19 protein-coding genes and 2 pseudogenes are annotated in these 18,482 nt (G+C 69.8%); 17 read left to right on the top strand and 4 right to left on the bottom strand.

Annotation, left to right across the window (positions count from 1 at the left end; genetic code table 11):
* Positions 1-34: 34 nt before the first annotated feature.
* Both F9C12_RS03160 and F9C12_RS03155 read right to left on the bottom strand, forming a co-directional pair.
* Positions 35-371: pseudogene (locus F9C12_RS03160) on the bottom strand (hypothetical protein).
* A 104-nt stretch (positions 372-475) separates the two neighbouring features.
* Complete coding sequence (locus tag F9C12_RS03155; protein ID WP_409464672.1) at positions 476-1,198, bottom strand: SDR family NAD(P)-dependent oxidoreductase; 723 nt, start codon at positions 1,196-1,198, stop codon at positions 476-478.
* Between the two features lie 86 nt (positions 1,199-1,284).
* On the opposite strand from F9C12_RS03155, the gene F9C12_RS03150 reads away from it, so the two are divergent.
* The 9 genes from F9C12_RS03150 (at position 1,285) to F9C12_RS03110 (ending at position 10,992) form a co-directional block, all read left to right on the top strand.
* A complete protein-coding gene (locus F9C12_RS03150; protein ID WP_409464671.1) occupies positions 1,285-2,241 on the top strand; it encodes an aldo/keto reductase in 957 nt (318 codons plus the stop codon).
* An 88-nt stretch (positions 2,242-2,329) separates the two neighbouring features.
* Positions 2,330-3,307, top strand: a complete 978-nt coding sequence (locus F9C12_RS03145) for a methyltransferase dimerization domain-containing protein (RefSeq protein ID WP_409464670.1) — start codon at positions 2,330-2,332, stop codon at positions 3,305-3,307.
* 172 nt (positions 3,308-3,479) lie between these two features.
* The gene (locus tag F9C12_RS03140) at positions 3,480-5,003 is read left to right on the top strand and encodes an ABC transporter substrate-binding protein (protein ID WP_409180470.1); all 1,524 of its coding nucleotides are present in this window, start codon (positions 3,480-3,482) and stop codon (positions 5,001-5,003) included.
* Between the two features lie 75 nt (positions 5,004-5,078).
* Entirely contained in the window at positions 5,079-6,020 is a 942-nt protein-coding gene (locus F9C12_RS03135) for an ABC transporter permease (RefSeq protein WP_409180469.1), read from the top strand.
* The gene (locus F9C12_RS03130; RefSeq protein ID WP_409464669.1) at positions 6,017-7,843 is read left to right on the top strand and encodes a dipeptide/oligopeptide/nickel ABC transporter permease/ATP-binding protein; all 1,827 of its coding nucleotides are present in this window, start codon (positions 6,017-6,019) and stop codon (positions 7,841-7,843) included. The genes F9C12_RS03135 and F9C12_RS03130 overlap by 4 nt, the downstream gene beginning before the upstream one ends.
* Complete coding sequence (locus F9C12_RS03125; RefSeq protein ID WP_409180467.1) at positions 7,840-8,655, top strand: ABC transporter ATP-binding protein; 816 nt, start codon at positions 7,840-7,842, stop codon at positions 8,653-8,655. Before F9C12_RS03130 ends, F9C12_RS03125 begins: the two co-directional genes overlap by 4 nt.
* A gap of 124 nt (positions 8,656-8,779) precedes the next feature.
* Positions 8,780-9,370: a TetR/AcrR family transcriptional regulator gene (locus F9C12_RS03120; RefSeq protein ID WP_409464668.1), complete on the top strand. Its 591-nt coding sequence runs from the start codon at positions 8,780-8,782 to the stop codon at positions 9,368-9,370.
* A gap of 344 nt (positions 9,371-9,714) precedes the next feature.
* Positions 9,715-10,443: an alpha/beta fold hydrolase gene (locus F9C12_RS03115; protein ID WP_409464667.1), complete on the top strand. Its 729-nt coding sequence runs from the start codon at positions 9,715-9,717 to the stop codon at positions 10,441-10,443.
* A gap of 45 nt (positions 10,444-10,488) precedes the next feature.
* Complete coding sequence (locus tag F9C12_RS03110; RefSeq protein WP_409464666.1) at positions 10,489-10,992, top strand: hypothetical protein; 504 nt, start codon at positions 10,489-10,491, stop codon at positions 10,990-10,992.
* Between the two features lie 7 nt (positions 10,993-10,999).
* Here the strand turns inward: F9C12_RS03110 and F9C12_RS03105 are convergent, their stop codons facing one another.
* Positions 11,000-12,217: an FAD-dependent oxidoreductase gene (locus F9C12_RS03105; protein WP_409464665.1), complete on the bottom strand. Its 1,218-nt coding sequence runs from the start codon at positions 12,215-12,217 to the stop codon at positions 11,000-11,002.
* An 86-nt stretch (positions 12,218-12,303) separates the two neighbouring features.
* Here F9C12_RS03105 and F9C12_RS03100 point away from each other — a divergent pair, with 86 nt between their 5' ends.
* The 4 genes and pseudogenes from F9C12_RS03100 (at position 12,304) to F9C12_RS03085 (ending at position 14,854) form a co-directional block, all read left to right on the top strand.
* A complete protein-coding gene (locus F9C12_RS03100; protein ID WP_409464664.1) occupies positions 12,304-13,275 on the top strand; it encodes a helix-turn-helix transcriptional regulator in 972 nt (323 codons plus the stop codon).
* Between the two features lie 51 nt (positions 13,276-13,326).
* Positions 13,327-13,404 (top strand): annotated as a pseudogene (locus F9C12_RS03095) (hypothetical protein); the annotation flags it as partial.
* 206 nt (positions 13,405-13,610) lie between these two features.
* Entirely contained in the window at positions 13,611-14,198 is a 588-nt protein-coding gene (locus tag F9C12_RS03090) for a TetR/AcrR family transcriptional regulator (RefSeq protein WP_409464663.1), read from the top strand.
* Positions 14,199-14,308: 110 nt separating this feature from the next.
* A complete protein-coding gene (locus F9C12_RS03085) occupies positions 14,309-14,854 on the top strand; it encodes a hypothetical protein (RefSeq protein WP_409464662.1) in 546 nt (181 codons plus the stop codon).
* Between the two features lie 9 nt (positions 14,855-14,863).
* Here the strand turns inward: F9C12_RS03085 and F9C12_RS03080 are convergent, their stop codons facing one another.
* On the bottom strand, positions 14,864-15,292 hold the full coding sequence (locus F9C12_RS03080; protein WP_409464661.1) for a DUF6292 family protein: 429 nt from the start codon (positions 15,290-15,292) through the stop codon (positions 14,864-14,866).
* A gap of 411 nt (positions 15,293-15,703) precedes the next feature.
* Between F9C12_RS03080 and F9C12_RS03075 the strand changes: the two genes are divergently transcribed.
* The 4 genes from F9C12_RS03075 (at position 15,704) to F9C12_RS03060 (ending at position 18,477) form a co-directional block, all read left to right on the top strand.
* Entirely contained in the window at positions 15,704-15,835 is a 132-nt protein-coding gene (locus tag F9C12_RS03075) for a hypothetical protein (protein ID WP_409464660.1), read from the top strand.
* A gap of 97 nt (positions 15,836-15,932) precedes the next feature.
* Entirely contained in the window at positions 15,933-16,331 is a 399-nt protein-coding gene (locus F9C12_RS03070) for a DUF6010 family protein (protein WP_409466956.1), read from the top strand.
* A 378-nt stretch (positions 16,332-16,709) separates the two neighbouring features.
* On the top strand, positions 16,710-17,156 hold the full coding sequence (locus tag F9C12_RS03065; protein WP_409180458.1) for a CBS domain-containing protein: 447 nt from the start codon (positions 16,710-16,712) through the stop codon (positions 17,154-17,156).
* 31 nt (positions 17,157-17,187) lie between these two features.
* Entirely contained in the window at positions 17,188-18,477 is a 1,290-nt protein-coding gene (locus F9C12_RS03060) for an ArsB/NhaD family transporter (protein WP_409464659.1), read from the top strand.
* Positions 18,478-18,482 lie beyond the last annotated feature (5 nt).

Raw genomic sequence — 18,482 nt, 5'->3', positions numbered from 1 at the left:
AGTCCTTCAGAGGGTGGTGCGGAACCTGAGTGGTTTAGTCGTTGGGGTCTTCTGTTAGGCGGCGGGCGGCTTCGGTGTCGATGGGGCCGCGGGGTTCGATGTGTTCGTCGGCGAGGCGCGCGGCCATCAGCCGGACCATCGCGAACTGGATCATGGCCTCGCCCAGGATCAGCCCGAGCGTGTCGACCAGCGGATGCCGTTCCGGCCCCGTGCCCGTTTCCCCGCGTCGTAGCCGACACCAGCCGACGCGAACGCACCCGCGGCCGCCTGCCCAGACGCGGATGCGTTCGCGACAGCAACGGCTCCACCGCCGCCCACTGCGCATCGGTCAACGACGAGTCATACGACAGCTTGCACACACAGACGCACACCCGACCCGATGATCACCACACCGGACCGGCTACCACCACCGACACACCGAGCCGATCACCGGGTTCCACAACACCCTCTGAGGTTCCCCGCACGGACAGCCGGGTCAGGTGAGCAGCTGGCCGCCGTCCACCGGGAGGCTCGTGCCGGTGATGTGCGCGGCGGCCGGGCTCGCCAGGAATACCACCGCCGCGGCGACGTCCTCGACCGAGGCCATCCGGCCGTCGGGGATCCGCGCGACCCACGCGTCGTGCGCGGGCGAGCCGGGCGGCATCGCGGCGGCTAGCATCGGCGTCGCGACCGGGCCGGGAGCGACCGCGTTCACCCGGATCCTGTGCTCCGCCAACTCGATTGCCGCCCAGCGGGTCAGCGCGTCCACCGCCGCCTTGCTGCTTTCGTAACCGCCCATTCCCGGCGTCGGCTGCCGTCCGCCGATCGAGGACAGGTTCACCACGACGCCCGGTTCGCCGCGCTCGACCATCCGGCGGGCGACCAGCTGCGTCATCAGGAACGTGCCGTGCACGTTGGTCGAAAGAATGCGCAGCAGGTCCGCACCGGGCAGGTCCAGCAACCGGCCGTGGACGCTGAGCAGACCGGCGTTGTTGACCAGGACGTCGACCGGACCGACCTCGTCGAGCGCCGCGGAGATCGCCGCCTCGTCGGTGATGTCGAGCCGGATTCCGCGCCCGCCAAGCGGTTTGGCGGCTTCTTCGGCGCCGTCGAGGTCGGCGAGCACGACGGAATCGCCGGCCTGGGCGAAGGCGGCGCCGATCGCGCGGCCGATGCCGCCGGCGCCTCCGGTGATCAGCACGGTACGGGCAGCGGGCATCGTCGTTTCCTTTCGCCGGGAGCGGGGTTCGCGGGCTTATAGTATACGAGCGTAGAAAATAAATCCTTTGAACCGCAGGAGGAATCGTGGCGACGGATCGACCTGGACTGGGCCCGGCGTTCCCGCGCGTGCCGGCGTTGTCGCTCGGCTCGTGGAACACCTGGGACCGGATGGAGTTCGGCGACGCGGTCGCGCTGATCGCCCGCGCGGCCGAACTCGGGCTCGCCTTCTTCGACGTCGCGCACTACGACATGGGCCCGCACGCCGAGGGCTCCACGACCGACCAGATCTTCGGCCGCGCGGTGCGCGAGGCCGGTCTCGCTCGCGAAGATTGGCTCTACTGCGGGAAACTCTGGCTCTGGGACTACCCGAACGTCGGCTTCGCGCAGCAGATGAACACCTCGCTGGAACGCGTCGGCGTCGAATCGGCGGATTTGGTCGTGGTCGGCGACTACTTCGGCGAAATCGACCTCGAGCGGGTCGTCGCGGACGTCGCCGAACAGATGGAAGCTGGCCGGTTCCGCGCGTGGGGTGTGAACAATTGGCGCATTGACGATCTCCGCACGGCTATTGCCGTTGCGCGCAAACAAGGCGTTGCGCCGCCGTCCTTCGCGCAGCTGAAGTACGGGCTCGCGCGGCGGTCGATGGCCGAGGGCGAATTCTATGCGCCGCTGTTCTCTTCCGGAGAGCTGACGCTGCAGGCGTCGGACATTTTCGAAGGCGGGCTGCTCGTCGGGAATGTGAAGCCGAATCGCAAGATCGGCGCGGACGTCGGCGGCATCCGGGAGAAAATCGCCGCCGCCTGGCCGGCCGTGCAACGGATCGCCGCCGAACTCGACGCGTCGCCCGCGCAGCTGGGAATTGCCTTCTGCCTGGCCAATCCCGCGACTGCCAACGTCCTCGTGGGCGTGTCGCGGCAGGCGCAGCTGGAGGACAACGCGGGCGGGATCGCCTTGCTGAGGCGCGTCGGCGCGGACCGGATCCGCGAGCTGACCAAGGAGTTGTGGCTCGACCGCGAAGTCGCCGCCGACGGAACCTGGTGAAGGGGCTGGTGTTTTTTGTCGACGTGCGTAGACTAAAGCTCCCCGGGGTGCCCGGAGAGGCACCCCCGACGCCGTGAGGAGCCGCCACATGACGAAACCAGCGCCGGACCGCATCGTCGACATCGCCATCGGGTACATGGGCGCGAAACAGTTGTTCGCCGCCTCGCGGATCGGCTTGTTCCGCGCGCTCGCCGACGGTCCGCGCACCGCGGCGGAACTCGCCGCCGCCACCGGCAAGGGCGAGCAGCTGACCCGGATCCTCGCCGACGCGATGAACGCGCGCGGCCTGCTGGAGCGCACGGACGGCCGTTACGCGCTGGCCGAGGACGCGCGGGAGTACCTGGGCGGGGACGGCGCTACGGATCTGGCGCCGTTCCTGACCTTCCTCAACGAAATCAGCTACGGCCACTGGCTCCAGTTCGACACCACTGTGGACAGTGGCAAACCCGGCGACCTTCAGATGGACGAGGGCCGCTGGGCGACCTTCATGGCCGGCGTGATGCGCTACAACGCGCTGCACGCGTCGATGCTCGCGCGCGCATTCGATTTCTCGCCCTACCGCAGCCTGCTCGACCTGGGCGGATTGTCGCCGGAATTCGCGATCGGCGCGTTGCGGGCGAATCCCGCACTGACCGCCCGTTTCGTTTTCGGACCCGAGTCCACGCAAGGGATCGCCGACGCGGTGAATGCGGCCGGATGCGCGGACCGCGCGAGCATCGACCCCGCGCCGACGGAATCCGCGGAACCGGGCGGCCAGCACGATCTGGTGATGGTGAACCACGTGGTACACCGGTTCACCGCGGAGCAGAACCGGAAAATCCTGGCGAACGCGCGCGCGGCCGCCGGGGACGGCGCGACGTTGCTGCTGCTGGACTTCTTCCTCGACGACGACGAACGGCAGCGCCCGATCGACGCGCTGCACGCGGGGGAGTACTTCGTGATCGACGGAACCGTCGTCTATCCGGAGGCGGAAGTCCGCGAATGGCTGGACGGTGCAGGATGGCGCGTATGCGATGTTCTCGCACTGCCCGGAAGCCCGCGCGTTCTGGTCGCCGACGCCGTCTGAAAACGGCGCCGGGGCCGGGACATAACGAACGCATCCGGCCCGTTGATTTTTTATCCGACAATCGTAGACTATCCCGCACCACGGCGAGCCGGGCCGCACTCGAAGGCCCGCCGTTCCCGGCGGGGCGCGCAGCGTTCCCGCCGGCGGTCCAGCACCCTGAGAGAGGGACTCAATGACGAGGAGAAGGACAGCGGCGTTGTTCGCGGCGGCCGCCGCGGCGCTGCTCGCGATCGCCGGATGCACCGGCTCGGGCGCCGCCGGGGCGGGCGCGGGCACCGACGAGCTGAAGGCGGGCGTGTTCCTCGACGTGACGTCGTGGGACCCGGCCAACGCCGACATCGGCTTCGACGGCCCGTACCTGTCCGCGGTCTACGACCCGCTGGTCGCCCTGGACAAGGACGCCAAGCCGGTCCCCGCGCTCGCGAAGTCGTGGGACTGGTCGGCCGACCGGCTGACCCTGACCATGCACCTGCGCGACGACGTGGCGTTCGACGACGGCCAGAAGTTCGACGCCGCCGCGGCGGTCGAGAACCTCAACCACCTCAAGTCCGGCACCCGGTCCGGCCAGGCCTACATCGACGTGAAGAGCGTCGAGGCGAAGGACGCCTCCACCGTCGTGCTCCATCTGTCCGAACGCGACGACGCGCTGCTGTACTTCATGGGCCTCGGCCGCAGCTGGATGGCCTCGCCCAAGGCGATCAAGGCCAACTCGCTCGCCAACGGCCCGGACGGCTCCGGTCCCTACACCTTCGACAAGGCGTCCTCGCAGCCGCAGTCGCAGTACGTCTTCAAAAAGCGCGCGAAGCACTGGGACAGCGCCACCTACCCGTTCCCGACCGTGCGGCTGTTCCCGATCACCGACCAGGCGGCCAGCTTCAACGCGATGCTGTCCGGACAGCTGAACGTCCAGTTCGCCAACGCGGCCAACCTGCCCAAGGCGCAGCAGAACGGCTGGAACGTCGCGAAGAAACCGGCGTCGTGGGTGGGCGTGCAGTTCGCCGACCGCACCGGCAGCCAGGTGAAGGCGCTCGGCGACCAGCGCGTGCGGCAGGCCATCTCCTACGCCTTCGACGCGGCCGGAATCCTCAAGGCGGTCGGCAACGACGCCGGCACGGTCACCGACCAGCTGTGGCCGAGCGGCAGCGCGGTCTACGACCCGGCGGGCAACGGCAAGTACAAGACCGACCTCGGCAAGGCCAAGCAGCTGCTCGCCGAAGCCGGATATCCGAACGGGTTCGGCCTGAAGATGCCGATGTCCACGATCTTCCAGGCGTGGCAGCCCGCCGCCGAGCAGACGTTCGGCCAGCTGGGCATCAAGGTCGACTGGCAGAACATGTCGATGCCGGACTACCAGAAGAACGCGCCGACGTACCCGATGTTCCTCGCGGTGATCGCGATGGACGGCAACGACATGGCGACGCTGACCGACCAGGTCACGTCCTCGCAGTGGTACAACCCGAAGCCGTCGGTGGACGCCTTCCCGGAGGTGAAGGCGCTCGTGCAGAAGGCGGAACAGGCCCCGCCCGGCCCGGAGCAGACCGCGGCGCTCAAGCAGCTCAACACGAAGCTCGTGGACCTCGCCTGGTGGAACGTCTGGTACCAGGCCGACAACCTCTACTTCAGCGTCAAGGGCATCACCGTCACGCCGATCACCGGCATGATGTTCCCGACGCTGCGGTTCATCCAGCGCGGCTGACGCGCCCGTCGTCCCGGGCCGGGTCCGCCCGAAGACTCCACAGTGGACGGACCCGCCCCGGGGAGGAGCCGGAACATGCTCACATTCATCGTCAAACGCCTGGTGTCCGGGATCCTGCTGCTCGTGCTCGTCACGAGCGGCACGTTCTTCCTGGCGCACACGGCGGTGGGGGACCCGACCGCCGGGCTGCTCGGCAACAGCGCGACCCCCGCGCAGCAGGCGGCGCTGCGCGCCCAGATCGGGTACGACCGGCCGCTGCTCGTGCAATTCTGGGACTGGCTGTCGCACGCGGCGACCGGCGATTTCGGGACTTCCTGGCGGAATTTCCAGCCGGTCGGCGAACAGATCGCGCTGCGGGTGCCGGTGACGCTGTCGGTGGTGATCGCCGCGACGCTGCTCGCCGCGGTGCTCGGCGTCCTCGTCGGGGTCGTCTGCGGCCTGCGCCCCGGCGGCGTGGTCGACCGGGTGCTCAAGCTGGCTTCGGTGGTGCTGTTCGCGCTGCCCGGGTTCTGGGTCAGCCTCGTGCTGGTCACCTGGTTCGCGATCCAGCTGCAGTGGTTCCCGGCGGTCGGCTACGTGTCGCCGGACCAGTCGGTGTCCGGCTGGCTGCGCTCGATCGCGCTGCCGTCGATCTCGCTGTCGCTCGGCGCGATCGTGATGATCGCCGAACAGCTGCGCAACGGCTTCCTCCAGGTCGCCAACCAGGACTTCGTGCGCACGCTGCGGGCACGCGGCCTGTCGTCGCGCCGGGTCACCACGCACGTGCTGCGCAACGCGTCGCCGTCCGCGCTGACCGTGCTGGCGCTGATGTTCGTCGGCCTGCTCGGCGGCGCGGTGGTCGTGGAGATCGTGTTCAACCTGCCCGGGATCGGCAGCCTGACGCAATCGGCGTCGCAGATCGGGGACATCCCGGTGCTGCTCGGCCTGACCGCGGTGACCGTCGTGTTCGTCGTGATCGTCAACTTCCTGCTCGACCTCGTGCTCGGGTGGGTCAACCCGAAGGTGCGCGACCGATGACCGCTGCCCCGTTCCCCGCCACGCTCGCCCCGGTGAAGCGGATTTCCCTGCTGCGCCGGTACTTCCGCCGTCCGGTCGGCGTCGTCGCGCTGGCCGTGTTCGCGCTGGTCGTGCTGGCCGCGGTGTTCGCGCCGTGGCTGGCCCCCTACGACCCGAACCACGTCGACTTCGCGCTCACCCACGCCGAACCCGGCAACGGGCACCTGCTCGGCGGCGACTCCGCCGGGCGCGACATCCTGAGCCGGCTGCTCTACGGCGCGCGGACCACGCTGTACGGCGGCGTGATCACCTGCGTCACCGGAATCGTGCTCGGCGTCCCGACCGGTGTCGTCGCCGGGTACTTCGGCGGCGCGACCGACCGGATCTGCTCGTGGATCAGCGACGCGCTGCAGTCGGTGCCCGGGATGATCGTGCTGCTGGTCGTCGCGGCCGGCACCGGCCAGGACTTCACCGTGCTGATGATCGCGCTCGGCGTGTTCCTCTCGCCCGGCTACTACCGGATCACCCGCGCCCGCGCGCTGACCGTGCGCCGGGAGCCCTACATCGACGCCGCGCGCGTGGCCGGGGTCGGCACGCTGCGGATCCTGCGCACGCACCTGCTGCGCGCGGTGTACGCGCCGATCATCGTGCAGACCGCGCTCACCGCCGGGCTCGCCATCGGCATGCAGGCCGGTCTGCAGTTCCTCGGCATCGGCTCGGCCTCGACGCCCAGCTGGGGCCAGACGATGAACGACGGCTTCGTGAACATGCTGACGTATCCGCTGATCCTGCTGTGGCCGTCGATCGCGCTGGGCGTGACCATCGCCGCGCTCGCGTTCATCGGCTCGACGCTCGCCGACCTGGTCAGCATCCGCGCGGAACAGCCGACGCGCCGGGGCCGGGCCCGGGTGCGGGAGGCGCTGGCGGCTCCTTCGCCGGACGCCTTGGGCAGTGGCGGCGCTTCGGGCGCGCACGAGCACGCGGCGGCGGATTGCGCGCTGCGGATCGAGAACCTGCGGGTCGGCTACGCCACCGACAAGGGCGTCAAGGAGGTCGTGCGCGGGGTGTCGCTGGACGCGGCGCCCGGCGAGGTGCTCGGAATCGTCGGCGAATCCGGCTCCGGCAAGACGCAGACGGTGTTCTCGGTGCTCGACCTCCTGCCGCCCGGCGGGACCGCGGTCGCCGACGGCATCTGGGTCGGCGGGCGCGAGGCCGGGAACGCGGCGGCGCGGGCGAAACTGCTCGGCCGCGAGATCGGGTACGTGCCGCAGGAACCGATGACGAACCTCGACCCGTGCTACCCGATCGGGCACCAGCTGGTCGAGCCGCTGCGTCGGGTGCACGGGCTGGACAAGGCCGCGGCGAAGAAGCGGGCGCGCGAGGTGCTGGAGCGGGTCGGCCTGACCGATCCGGACCGGGTGATGGCGAGCTATCCGCACCAGATCTCCGGCGGCATGGCGCAGCGCGTGCTGATCGCCGGCGCGGTGGCCGGGCGGCCGTCGCTGCTGGTGGCCGACGAGCCGACGACCGCGCTGGACGTGACCGTGCAGGCCGAGGTGCTGGAGCTGCTGCGCGAACTGCAGGCCGAGTACGGGATGGCGCTGGTGATCGTCACGCACAACTTCGGCGTCGTCGCGGACATCTGCGACCGCGTCGTGGTGATGAAGGACGGCCGGATCGTCGAAACCGGCCCGGTGGAACGGATCTTCCGCGCGCCGGAGGACCCCTACACCGCCGAGCTGATCAGCGCGTCGCTGGACGACACCGAAGGACGGGACGAGTTGGACGAAGCCTGGGAACGGCGCGGCCTCGCCCACGCGGCCGGAGAGGAGGCCGGGCGATGACGGCTCCGCTGCTCGCGATCGAGGACCTGGTCGTCGACTACCGGCTCAGCCGCCGGGTGCGCTTCCGGGCGCTGAAAGGGATTTCGCTCGACGTCAAGCCCGGCGAATGCGTCGGGCTGGTCGGCGAAAGCGGGTCGGGGAAGTCCACTTTGGGCAAAGCCGTGCTGGGGCTGGCCGCGCCGGAGTCCGGCCGGATCACCTTCGACGGCGAGGACATCACCCACGCCCGGGGCGCGACGCGGCGGCGGCTGGCCAGCGACATCCAGGTGGTGTTCCAGGACCCGTACGGTTCGCTGGACCCGACCATGACCGTCGGCGAGGTCCTCGCCGAACCGCTCCTGGTGGCGGGAACGTCGCGCGCGGACGCCCGCACGGTGGTCGCGGACATGCTGGACCGGGTGCGGCTGCCCGCGGACGCGGTGCACCGGTATCCGGGCGAGTTCTCCGGCGGGCAGCGGCAGCGGATCGCGATCGCGCGGGCGCTGGTCCGGCGGCCGCGGCTGATCGTGTGCGACGAGCCGGTGAGCGCGCTCGACCTGACCACGCAGGCGACGATCCTCGACCTGTTCCTCGAACTGCAGCGCGAGACCGGGGTGTCGTACCTGTTCGTCTCGCACGACCTGGGCGTGGTGCACCGGATCTGCCACCGGGTCTCTGTGCTGTACCAGGGAGAGATCGTGGAATCCGGGCCGACGGCTTCGGTCACCCGCACCCCGGAGCATCCGTACACGCGGCGGCTGCTGCTGGCCGCCCCGGTGGCCGATCCCGCGCGGCAGGCGGAGAGACGGGCGGCTCGGCTGGGGCTGGGGTAAGCGCTCCGTTCGTTCGCCCGGGTCGCGGCTTGCCGCCGTGCCCGGATTCCGGGCTCGCCGCTCCCGCGGGCGGACGAGCAGGGCCACCTCCATCGCGGGAGAATACGGGTTAGAGTCTGTAACCATGCCGAAGGTCATCGATCACGACCAGCGCCGACGGGAGATCGTCGAGGTCGCCAAAAAGCTGATCATCGAGGGCGGGTTCGAGGCTGCCACGATGCGCAGCATCGTGACGGCGGCCGGGTTCGCGAACGGTGCCCTCAAGCATTACTTTCCCAGCAAAGACAGCATCATCGCGGCCACGTTCGAGAGCGTGCTGCAGGAGACCTCGCAGCGGATGTCGGAATTGGATCCTTCATTGGGTCCGAAGGAGTCGTTGCGGGGATTTGTCGAGGCGGCTATTCCGTTCGACGAGCATCAGATCGCGTCGGCTCGGGTGCTGCTGGTGTTGTGGGAGCATTCCGTCGCCAATCCGGATCTCGCCCGGCAGTATCGGGATTTGCTCGATAGCTGGCGGGCGGAGTTGACGGTGCGGATCGTTGCTGCCCGGGGGAAGGGGGAGGCGGCTGATGAGCCGGTTATCGGGGTGTTGGCGGATGAGATTATCGCGGTTTCTATTGGGGCTAATGTTACGTCTTTGATGCATCCGGTGGGGAAGGTTGCTGGGCGTTATCGGGCTTATATCGACGGGTTGATGGCTCGGATTGGGGATTGAGGTTCTCGTTCGGCTCGTCGCCTGGCGGCGACATTGCTCTTGATGGGTTGCGTGGGGCACCCCGATTTTTCATTGTGCTGACGGTTCGGGGGTGCTTGTCAAGGCGGGAAAGATGCCTTGACAAGCACCCCCGAACCGCAGGGCGGCTTTGTATCGGGGGCGGGGGAGGGGCTGGGTGCCTCGCTTTTTGGGTGCAGTGGTGCGGTGTTTTAGGGCTGCGAGGGGAGTCAGGGGTCGTGAGGTGGCCCTTGCGGGCCTCGGCTGGTCGTGAGGGGAATCAGATTCCGCGAAGGTGGCCTCGCGGAACTCTGGACCGGGTGGCTGGTTTTGTCTACGCTCGGAGAATGACTTCCGCGTTTCCGGTTACTCGCACGCTTTCCCGTCGTCCTGTCGCCGGGCCTCCGGTTGTGCTGATTCATGGGTTCGCGTCTTCGGCTACGTCTGATTGGCCCGCCGAGTACTGGGCCGATCCGTTGGCGGCTGCCGGGCGGGAGACGGTCGTGGTGCATTTGCCGGGGCATCCTGGCGGGCCCAAGGTCGCGAAGGCCGAGGAGGTGAGCACGACGCGGGTGGTTGACGCGCTGGCCGAATGCGCTGGCTCGGAAGAGGTCGACGTCGTGGGCTACTCGCTCGGGGCGCGGCTCGCGTGGGATCTCGCGGTTCATCCCAAGGCGTCCGTGCGGCGGTTGGTGCTGGGCGGGTTGAGTCCGCGGGAACCGTTCGCGGCGGTCGATCTCGTGGCTGCCCGGGCGGCTGTTCGCGGCGGGCCGTCGCCGGAGGATCCGTTGACCGGGGCGATCGCGGCGATGGCGGCGGCGGGGGACGGGGAGTCGCTGCTCAATCTCGTGGAGGGGCTGGCTCGCGAGCCGTTCGATCCGGGGGCGGGCGTGCCGCGGGTGCCGACGTTGTTCCTCTCCGGGCGGCAGGACTTCATGGCGCACGGGATCGAGCAGCTCGTGGCTCAGGTGCCGGGCGCGCGGTGGCGGCAGGTCGCGGGGGATCACCGCGGGGCGCTGGTCGGGGTCGAACTCCGGGAGGCGGTGTTCGACTTCCTCGGGGCCGCTCAGGGGTGAGCCCCGAAATGGCTTCCGCGGCGCGGTCGTGCCAGCCTGGAGCGCATGACGACACCGGCGCAGCTCCGCAGAACCGCCCTGTCCTATCCGGAAACGGCCGAGCTTGCCGTCGACGGCACGGTCGCGTTCACGGTGCAGGGCAAGGAGTTCGCCGCCCTGCGGCCGGATCGCCAGGTCGTGCTCCGGATGACCGCGTCCGATGTGGACGAAATGCGGGCGCAACATCCGACGGCGCGGCGCGTGGCTAGGGCTGGCGTGCGGTTTCCGATCGAGGACCTCAACGGGCAGCAGCTCAACTACTGGGTGCGCCGGGCCTGGCTGGCTCGCGCGCCGAAGAGGCTGGCTGCTCCGGTGGCTGCCGCCGGGACCGCGGTGGCGGGGGAGGTCGGCGACTTGCCCAAGGCGATCGGCAGTCCGGCGACTCGCGCACTGCACGGTGCCGGGATCACCACGTTGGCGCAGACCGCCGAGTGGACCGACGCCGAATTGCTGGCATTGCACGGCGTCGGTCCGAAGGCGGTCCGGCTGCTGCGCGAGGCGCAGAGCTGAACCGCCGTCAGCGGCGGAGGCGGGCGGCTGCGGCCAGAATAGGGGTGCCGACCGCGGTGGCGGCGGCTCCGAGGGCGGTGTCGGTGGCGAGGATCCAGCGGACGGTCTTCATCGCCAACGTCAGGACCTCGCTTCCGCGTTGCCGCATCTCGGCTTCGAACCGTCCGACGGCGGTGGCGGGGTCGCTCTCGCCGAGGTGCCGGACCAGGCTGGCGGCGTCGCGGATGGCCGCTCCCGCGCCCATTCCGGCGGTCGGCGGGGTGGCGTGGACGGCGTCGCCGAGGGCGGTGATCCGGCCGGCTGGCCAGGGGGCGAGATCGGCCGCGCGGGTGGAGGCGGCGTTGAAGCGGAACGCGGCGACGCTTTGCGGGTCGGCTTGGGCGATCACCTCCAGGGTGTGCTCGGACCAGCGTCGCTCGCGGAAGATGTCCAGGATCGCGGTCTGCAGTTCGCCGCCGCGGAGGGTGCGCAGGGTGTCGGTCGCGGCGGATTCGGGGAGCATCGCGCCCCAGATGTAGGTGGGGCCGGTGGTGACGGACATTCGCAGTTCGGGAGCGTCGAGGGCGGCGTTGCCTACCGGGTCGAGGAAACCGACGTACAGCGCGGCTCCGCGGGGTGCGATGGCGGTGCCGGATCGGGAGCTCAGGCGTTGCTGTTCGGCCGGGCTCAGGTCTTGGCGGAGGGTACGGCCGGAGAAGCCGACGATGCCTGCCGGGCGGTTCGTCGGGCCGCCTGCCAGGTGCCGGGCGACGACCGAGTGTGCGCCGTCCGCGCCTACCACCAGGTCGGCCGAGACAGCGGTGTCGGCGAAGAGCACCTGCGGTGTGTCGCCGTCGTAGCCGACGCCGGAAACGGTCCGCCCTAGGTGCAAGTCATCGCCGACCGCTTCGGCCAGCAGGGTGCGCAGGGTGATCCGGTCGACGTCCACGCTGCCGCTGGCGCTCAGATCCGGGCCGTGGCCGAGAAGCCGGCCGCGGCGGTCCCAGAACGCGTCTCGTTCGCGGAGCCGCAGCGCCGAGCCCGAGGCGAGCAACCGCTGCATGATCTTCGGCTCCACCAGTTCCGCCAGCGCGGACTGCGCCCGGTCGTCCAAGGTGAGGTGGTAGCCGCCAGTGACGGTCACGTCGGTGTCGCGGTCGAACACCGTCACCTCGAATCCCCGGCTGCGCAACCCCGCGCCGAGCGCCAGCCCGCCGATTCCGCCGCCGACCACAACCACTCGCATGCCTGACTGTCCTTCCGCTCTTTCTGGGAACGGAACTCAGCCTGCCCCGAGTAGTGGACACCGAGTGGCCAGTACAGGATGGGTCCATGGCGAACACGTCGCACCGGGCGCTCCGGCTGCTGTCTCTGCTGGGGTCGGGGCGGGTGTGGCCGCTGCGCGAACTCGCCGCGCGGCTCGAGGCCAGCGAGCGCACTGTCCGCCGAGACATCGAAACCCTGCGCGGGCTCGACTATTCGATCGCGACGGTGCACGGTCCCGACGGCGGCTACCGGCTCGGTGCCGGAAACACGTTGCCGCCGTTGCTGTTCGACCACGACCAGGCCCTCGCGGTGGCGGTGGCGTTGCAAACCGCGCCCAGCACGATGTTCGGGCTCGGCGACGACGCGTCGCGAGCCTTGGCGACCCTGCATCAGGTGATGCCGCCTGCGCTGCGGGCGTCGATGGAATCCCTGCGCTTGACCCGGCTGCGCAATTACTGGGAATTCCCCGGACCACCGATCGACCCGGCGGCCCTGACCGCGGTCGGAACCGCGGTGCGGGAGCGTCGGGTGCTGATCGCCGAGGTCCTGCGCCCGGACGGCAGCCGCGCTGACCCCGGCGACGCCGACTTTCGGCCTGCTCACCGGATCGAACCGCACCATCTGGTCGTCTGGGCCGCGCGGTGGTATCTGGTCGGCTACGACCGCACCGACCGTCGATGGCGGGTGCACCGCGTCGACCGGTTGCGCCCCCGGCCGACCACCGCGCAGTTCACCGCCCGCGAGCTACCGGCCGACGACCTGGCCCAGTTCGTGATGCGCACGCACGACCGCGGCGACACCCCGGCGGAATGGCCGTGCACCGGCTCCGCCCGGCTCGCGCTCCCGGCGGACGTCGTCGCTCGCTGGGCACCGGGCGGTTCCGTCGTCGAACACCTCGACGCGGAGCACTCCCGGCTCACGCTCGGCGCCTGGTCGTGGGCCGGGATCGCGGGCATCCTGGCCACGTTCGACAGCGAAATCACCGAGGTCCGCCCGGCCGGACTCCGGGAAGCCTGCCGACGGCTCGCCCAGCGGTGAGCCAAGTCAGGACTGCGGTGAACCCGCTCCGGTCGGCGCGGTGGCCCTCTGTTGGCGCTGCAGTCGATCCAGCACAAGATCGCCGACCTGGCCACTGCGTACTACGCCGTCCGCGCCATGACCTACGCCGCACTGTCCGAATTGGACTCCGGCGGCAAGCCGAGGACGGAGGCGTTCATGTGCAAACAACGGTATTTCTCCGCGGTCGGCATCATGCCGCGTCCGGCTGGCTGCGCCGGGCCGGCCAGCGGGAAGGAACGAAACACCGAAGCCCCGCGCCGCGGCGACCAGCTGACCGGGCAGCGCCGGCTGTTCTCTCTGCTAGCGTCGTCGTTGTGGCGCAGAAGGTCCAGGTCTCCGAGGCGCGGTCGCGGCTGCTCGCGACCGCGACCCGGATCTTCTACGCCGAAGGCCTCCACTCGGTGGGGATCGACCGGCTCGTGGCGGAGGCGAAGGTCACCCGGGCCACGCTGTACCGGCATTTCCCGGGCAAAGAAGACCTCGTCGTCGCGTATCTGCGGGGCGTTTCCGAGATGGAGCGCGACGGGATCGGCAAGATCCTCGCCAGCAACCCGCCCGCGGCCGACGCGCTGCGCGCCATCGCCGAACTGATCGCCGAGAGCATCCAGTCGGCGCACTTCCGCGGCTGCGCCTTCCTCAACGCGGCAGCCGAATACCCGGACCCGGAACATCCGGTCCACCAAGCTGTCCTCGCGCACCGCGAATGGTTCCTGCGCACGGTCACGGACTTGCTCGCACAAATCGGTTCGACACCGCCGGAGCCCGCGGGACGGCATTTCGTGCTGCTGCGCGACGGTGCGATGGCGTCGGGCTGTCTCACGGACGCGGCGGAGGTCGGCGAGACATTCCTCCAAGGCGTCGACGGCATCCTGCGGTTCCGTCTCGGCTCCGCGGCGGAGTAACGCGTCGTAAGACTTCGGAAAGACCGTTCGGCATTGACGCTGCCCGGGCGGGCCGCCAGGCTCAGAGGGAGACAGAACGTTCGTTCTACCTGAGTCTGGGAAGGATCACCGTGACCATCGTTGACAAGCCCGCCGCCGGAACCGCGGCCCCGTTGCGCCGCCTGTATTTCGTGCGGTTCGGCTTTGCCCTGGTCTGGGCCGCGCTGCTGTTCCTCACGACGAAGTCGCACCTCGGCCCGCTCGGGGTGGTCCTGGTCGTCGCGTATCCGCTGTTCGACGTCGCCGCCGCGGTCGCGGACGTGCGTTCGTCCCGGACCGCGGGGTTGTTCGTGAACATCGCGATCAGTCTGCTGGCCGGAATCGGCCTCGCGATCGCCAGCGCGTCCGGCGTTCCCGCGGTGCTGCGCGTGTGGGGCGCCTGGGCGGTCGTGGCCGGACTTGTCCAGTTGATCGTCGCGGTCGGCAGGCGCCGGATGGGCGGCCAGTGGCCGATGATCCTCAGCGGCGGCATTTCCGTGCTGGCCGGGGCGAACTTCGTCCTCAGCGCCGGCGGGCCGAACCCGTCGCTGACCGCCGTGGCCGGATACGCGGTGCTGGGCGGGATCTTCTTCCTGGTCTCGGCGATCCGGCTGGGCCGCGCGCCTTCGGAGAGCTGACGTCGAGCGTCACTGGTGCGGAGCCCGGTAGCCAAGCAGAAGGCCGAGCAGATCGTCCCGGTCCCCGCTCAGGTCCGGCGGCGCGGGCGGCGACGCGCGCCGGGTCCGGGCGTGGACCGCGCGGACGAATTCCCGGACTCGGGAAGGGGACGGCACCAGTTCGCCGCCGAGGTAGGCCACCACGAGCAGGTCCTCGCCGGAATGGGTTTCGATGGTGAACGACCATCCGTGCCGTTCGTCCCAGACCAGCGCCGTGTCGCGTCCGGGATGGACGGCGAGCCTGCCGTCGAGCGCGAGGTAGGCCGACATCGGCGCGTCGAGGTCCATCGTGGTGGACTCCGGCCCGACCCCGGCCGCGGCGCTCACCGCGTCGAGATAGGCGCTCATTCCGCAGAGCAGACGGTATTCGTGATCGGTGGTCAGCGACTGGACGGTCATCGACTCTCGTTTCCGCTGCCCCGGCCCGCCGTTTTTCGCGGCGGCCAAGCCTTCGGCAGCCCGCTTCAGGCTGCTCCCGGGGGCGGCGGCGGGACAAGGGCCGAAGGTCACCTGCTCCGGCCGTTGTGGACGGAGGGACCTGGTCCACTGTGGACCGAATCGTGCCCTGCGGTGCGGACCGGGACAGCCGGGGCTGGCTCGGGCAGTTCGCTACGACAGGAGTGCCCGCGATGGAGAAGACAGCTGCCGCGGCTGGACGCTCGCCGAAGCGGAGGTGCCGGGGTTGACGACACGCGATTGGACCACCTCCGCGCCGGTTACGCACTGGAGCGCTGCTCGAAGGCGTGACCCTCGGTCTCGTCGGCGCGGTGCTGACGCAGCCGTTGCGAGTGCCGGAGGTGCGTTTCGGCGTTGTGCGAGGACTACCAGCTGACCGGTTTCCCTCAGGCGCTGCTGCGGCTGGGGCGGTCGACCCGGGTGGCGCCGTCGAGCCTGCGCCGCGGAGTGGCCGAAGTCCTCGGCGAGAAGTGGCGGAAGCGGTGACGAACTGAACCGATTGGCACCGTTGGCAAGAACCCGGCGAAACTTGGCTCGCCGCCCGGTTATGCGCGCGGGGCAGCCGTCCTAGCGTCGGACTGTGATCATCATTTCGGCCGTTCTCATCGGCATTGCCTACTGCTTGCTCAACTCCTTCCTCGCCGAACCGCACCGCCGCAGTTTCAACGCGATCATGGTCGCGGGCGCGGGAGCCGCTTACCTGAGCAGCGGCGCTTTCGGTCCCGTGGAACTGGTTTTCACCGCCGCGGTCACCTACTGCGCCTACCGGGGCCTGAAATCCTGGCCCTTCATCGGCGTCGCGTGGCTCCTGCACACGGCTCTCGACGTGCTGCACCACCTCAAGGGCATGCCGATCCTGCCGTTCGCGCACACCTCGTCGCTCGGCTGCGCGATCTGCGACCCGGTGATCGCCGCCTGGTGCTTCACCGGCGGAATGTCGGTGAAGGAAGCCCGCGCGAAACTGGTCTCCGTCCGGGCCTGAAAACCGTGAGCGCGTCACTGCTCGCGTTGGGCGGAGGGGCGCTGGCCATCGGGTCGGGCAGGTGCTCAAGCCTCTTGCGTCGCAGGTCGAGGTGATCTGTGTCCAGCCGCTGGGCGCACCGGCGACGCGGCCGCCTATCACCGCTGGGGCGGCGCGGCCACCCGTTCTGACGACCCCGCCCGGTTTGCCCCGGGCCGGTCCTTGCGGCATCTTTACGCGTGGTGTGCCGGGAAGTCTGGTCGGCCTGCCCGTGCCCAGCCGGGCGACGGGCGGTCCGGTCGACCCCGAGGAGTCCGATGACGCTGACGGCCGCGTCAGGCGTGCGGAAAGAAATCACGAGGTCCAGCGGAGCCGCCCGGCTCGCCGTAGCCTGGGGGCATGCGCGCAGCGGACCTGGCCGAGGAGTTCCCGGTCGTCGATCTCGACTCGGACGCGCTGGCCGCCGCGCGCCTGCTGGCCGAGCACCGGCTGCCCGGGCTGGTGGTGACCGAAGCGTCCGGGTGTCCGCACACCGTGCTGCCCGCCTCCGACGTGGTGCAGTTCCTGGTCCCGCCCTACGTGCGCGACGATCCGTCGCTGGCCGGGGTCCTCAGCGAATCGATGGCGGACCGCGTCGCGGACAAGCTCGGCGGGCGAACGGTGCGCGAGCTGCTGCCGGACGAACCGCGCGAGCTGCCGAGGGTGGACGCCGACGACACGATCGTGGAGGTCGCCGCGACGATGGCCCGGCTGCGGTGCCCGCTCGTGGCGGTCCTGCGGGACCGGACACTGCTCGGCGTGGTGTCCGCCTCGCGGCTGCTGGAGCACGCGCTGACGCCTCGCTGAGCCGGGCGGGACTGATCCGGGCGGTCCGCCGGTGAGCACGGTGATCGCGGTGGTCGTGTTCGTGGTGGCCTACGTCCTGATCGCGACCGAGAAGATCCCGAAGATGACCGCCGCGCTGGCCGGGGCGGGCGTGATCCTCGCGACCGGGGTCAGCGGATCGGCCGACGCGTTCTTCTCCGAGGACACCGGCGTCGACTGGAACGTGCTGTTCCTGCTGCTCGGCATGATGATCATCGTCGGGATCCTGCGCCGCACCGGGGTGTTCGAGTTCGTCGCGATCTGGGCGGCCAAACGCGCCAAGGGCTCGCCGCTGCGGATCATGCTGCTGCTGGTGCTGATCACCGCGGTGGCCTCGGCGTTCCTGGACAACGTGACGACGGTGCTGCTCATCGCCCCGGTGACGCTGCTGGTGTGCGACCGGCTCGACATCAGCCCGGTCCCGTTCCTGATCGCCGAGGTCCTCGCGTCCAACATCGGCGGCACCGCGACCCTGATCGGCGACCCGCCGAACATCATCATCGGCAGCCGCGCCGGGCTGGCGTTCAACGATTTCCTGCTCAATCTCGCGCCGATCGTCGCGCTCGAACTCGTCGTGCTGGGGCTGGTGCTGCCGTGGCTGTTCCGCGGTTCGTTCACCGTCGACCCGCGGCGCGTCGCCGACGTCATGGCGCTCAACGAACGCGAGGCGATCCGGCAGCCGAAACTGCTGGTCAAATCCGGCGTCGTGCTGCTGCTGGTGTTCGCCGGATTCGTGCTGCATTCGGTGGTGCACCTGGACCCGTCCGTGGTCGCGCTGCTCGGCGCGGGCCTGCTCGTGCTGCTTTCGGGCACGCCGCCGAAGCAGTACCTGGACGGCGTCGAATGGGAAACCCTGCTGTTCTTCGCCGGGCTGTTCATCATGATCGGCGCGCTGGTCAAAACCGGCGTGATCGACTGGCTGGCCAAGCTCGCCGCCGGAGCCACCGGCGGAAACGCGCTGCTGGCGGTCTTCCTGATCCTCGGGGTGTCCGCACTGCTGTCCGGCGTGATCGACAATATCCCTTACGTGGCAACGATGAGCCCGCTCGTGCTCGCGCTGACCCACGACATCCCGGACCCCGCGCATTCCGAGGCGCTGTGGTGGTCGCTGGCGCTCGGCGCGGACTTCGGCGGCAACATGACGGCGGTCGGGGCCAGCGCGAACGTGGTGGTGCTGGGACTCGCCGCGCGGGCCGGGGCGCCGATTTCGTTCTGGGAGTTCACGAAGAAGGGCGCGGTCGTCACGCTGATCACCGTGCTGGTCGCGGCACCGTATCTGTGGCTGCGGTACTTCGCGTTCTGACCTCT

The organism is Amycolatopsis sp. GA6-003 (assembly GCF_046267895.1).
Classification (GTDB): Bacteria; Actinomycetota; Actinomycetes; order Mycobacteriales; family Pseudonocardiaceae; genus Amycolatopsis.
This window is presented reverse-complemented; position numbering and strand designations above follow the sequence as displayed.

Excerpts from the sequence above, each read along its gene's own strand:
- F9C12_RS03125 (WP_409180467.1), top strand. The coding sequence starts at position 7,840 with ATGACGGCTCCGCTGCTCGCGATCGAGGACCTGGTCGTCGACTACCGG.
- F9C12_RS03135 (WP_409180469.1), top strand. The coding sequence starts at position 5,079 with ATGCTCACATTCATCGTCAAACGCCTGGTGTCCGGGATCCTGCTGCTC.
- F9C12_RS03140 (WP_409180470.1), top strand. The coding sequence starts at position 3,480 with ATGACGAGGAGAAGGACAGCGGCGTTGTTCGCGGCGGCCGCCGCGGCG.
- F9C12_RS03115 (WP_409464667.1), top strand. The coding sequence starts at position 9,715 with ATGACTTCCGCGTTTCCGGTTACTCGCACGCTTTCCCGTCGTCCTGTC.
- F9C12_RS03130 (WP_409464669.1), top strand. The coding sequence starts at position 6,017 with ATGACCGCTGCCCCGTTCCCCGCCACGCTCGCCCCGGTGAAGCGGATT.
- F9C12_RS03105 (WP_409464665.1), bottom strand. The coding sequence starts at position 12,217 with ATGCGAGTGGTTGTGGTCGGCGGCGGAATCGGCGGGCTGGCGCTCGGC.
- F9C12_RS03145 (WP_409464670.1), top strand. The coding sequence starts at position 2,330 with ATGACGAAACCAGCGCCGGACCGCATCGTCGACATCGCCATCGGGTAC.
- F9C12_RS03080 (WP_409464661.1), bottom strand. The coding sequence starts at position 15,292 with ATGACCGTCCAGTCGCTGACCACCGATCACGAATACCGTCTGCTCTGC.
- F9C12_RS03120 (WP_409464668.1), top strand. The coding sequence starts at position 8,780 with ATGCCGAAGGTCATCGATCACGACCAGCGCCGACGGGAGATCGTCGAG.
- F9C12_RS03110 (WP_409464666.1), top strand. The coding sequence starts at position 10,489 with ATGACGACACCGGCGCAGCTCCGCAGAACCGCCCTGTCCTATCCGGAA.
- F9C12_RS03155 (WP_409464672.1), bottom strand. The coding sequence starts at position 1,198 with ATGCCCGCTGCCCGTACCGTGCTGATCACCGGAGGCGCCGGCGGCATC.
- F9C12_RS03100 (WP_409464664.1), top strand. The coding sequence starts at position 12,304 with ATGGCGAACACGTCGCACCGGGCGCTCCGGCTGCTGTCTCTGCTGGGG.
- F9C12_RS03065 (WP_409180458.1), top strand. The coding sequence starts at position 16,710 with ATGCGCGCAGCGGACCTGGCCGAGGAGTTCCCGGTCGTCGATCTCGAC.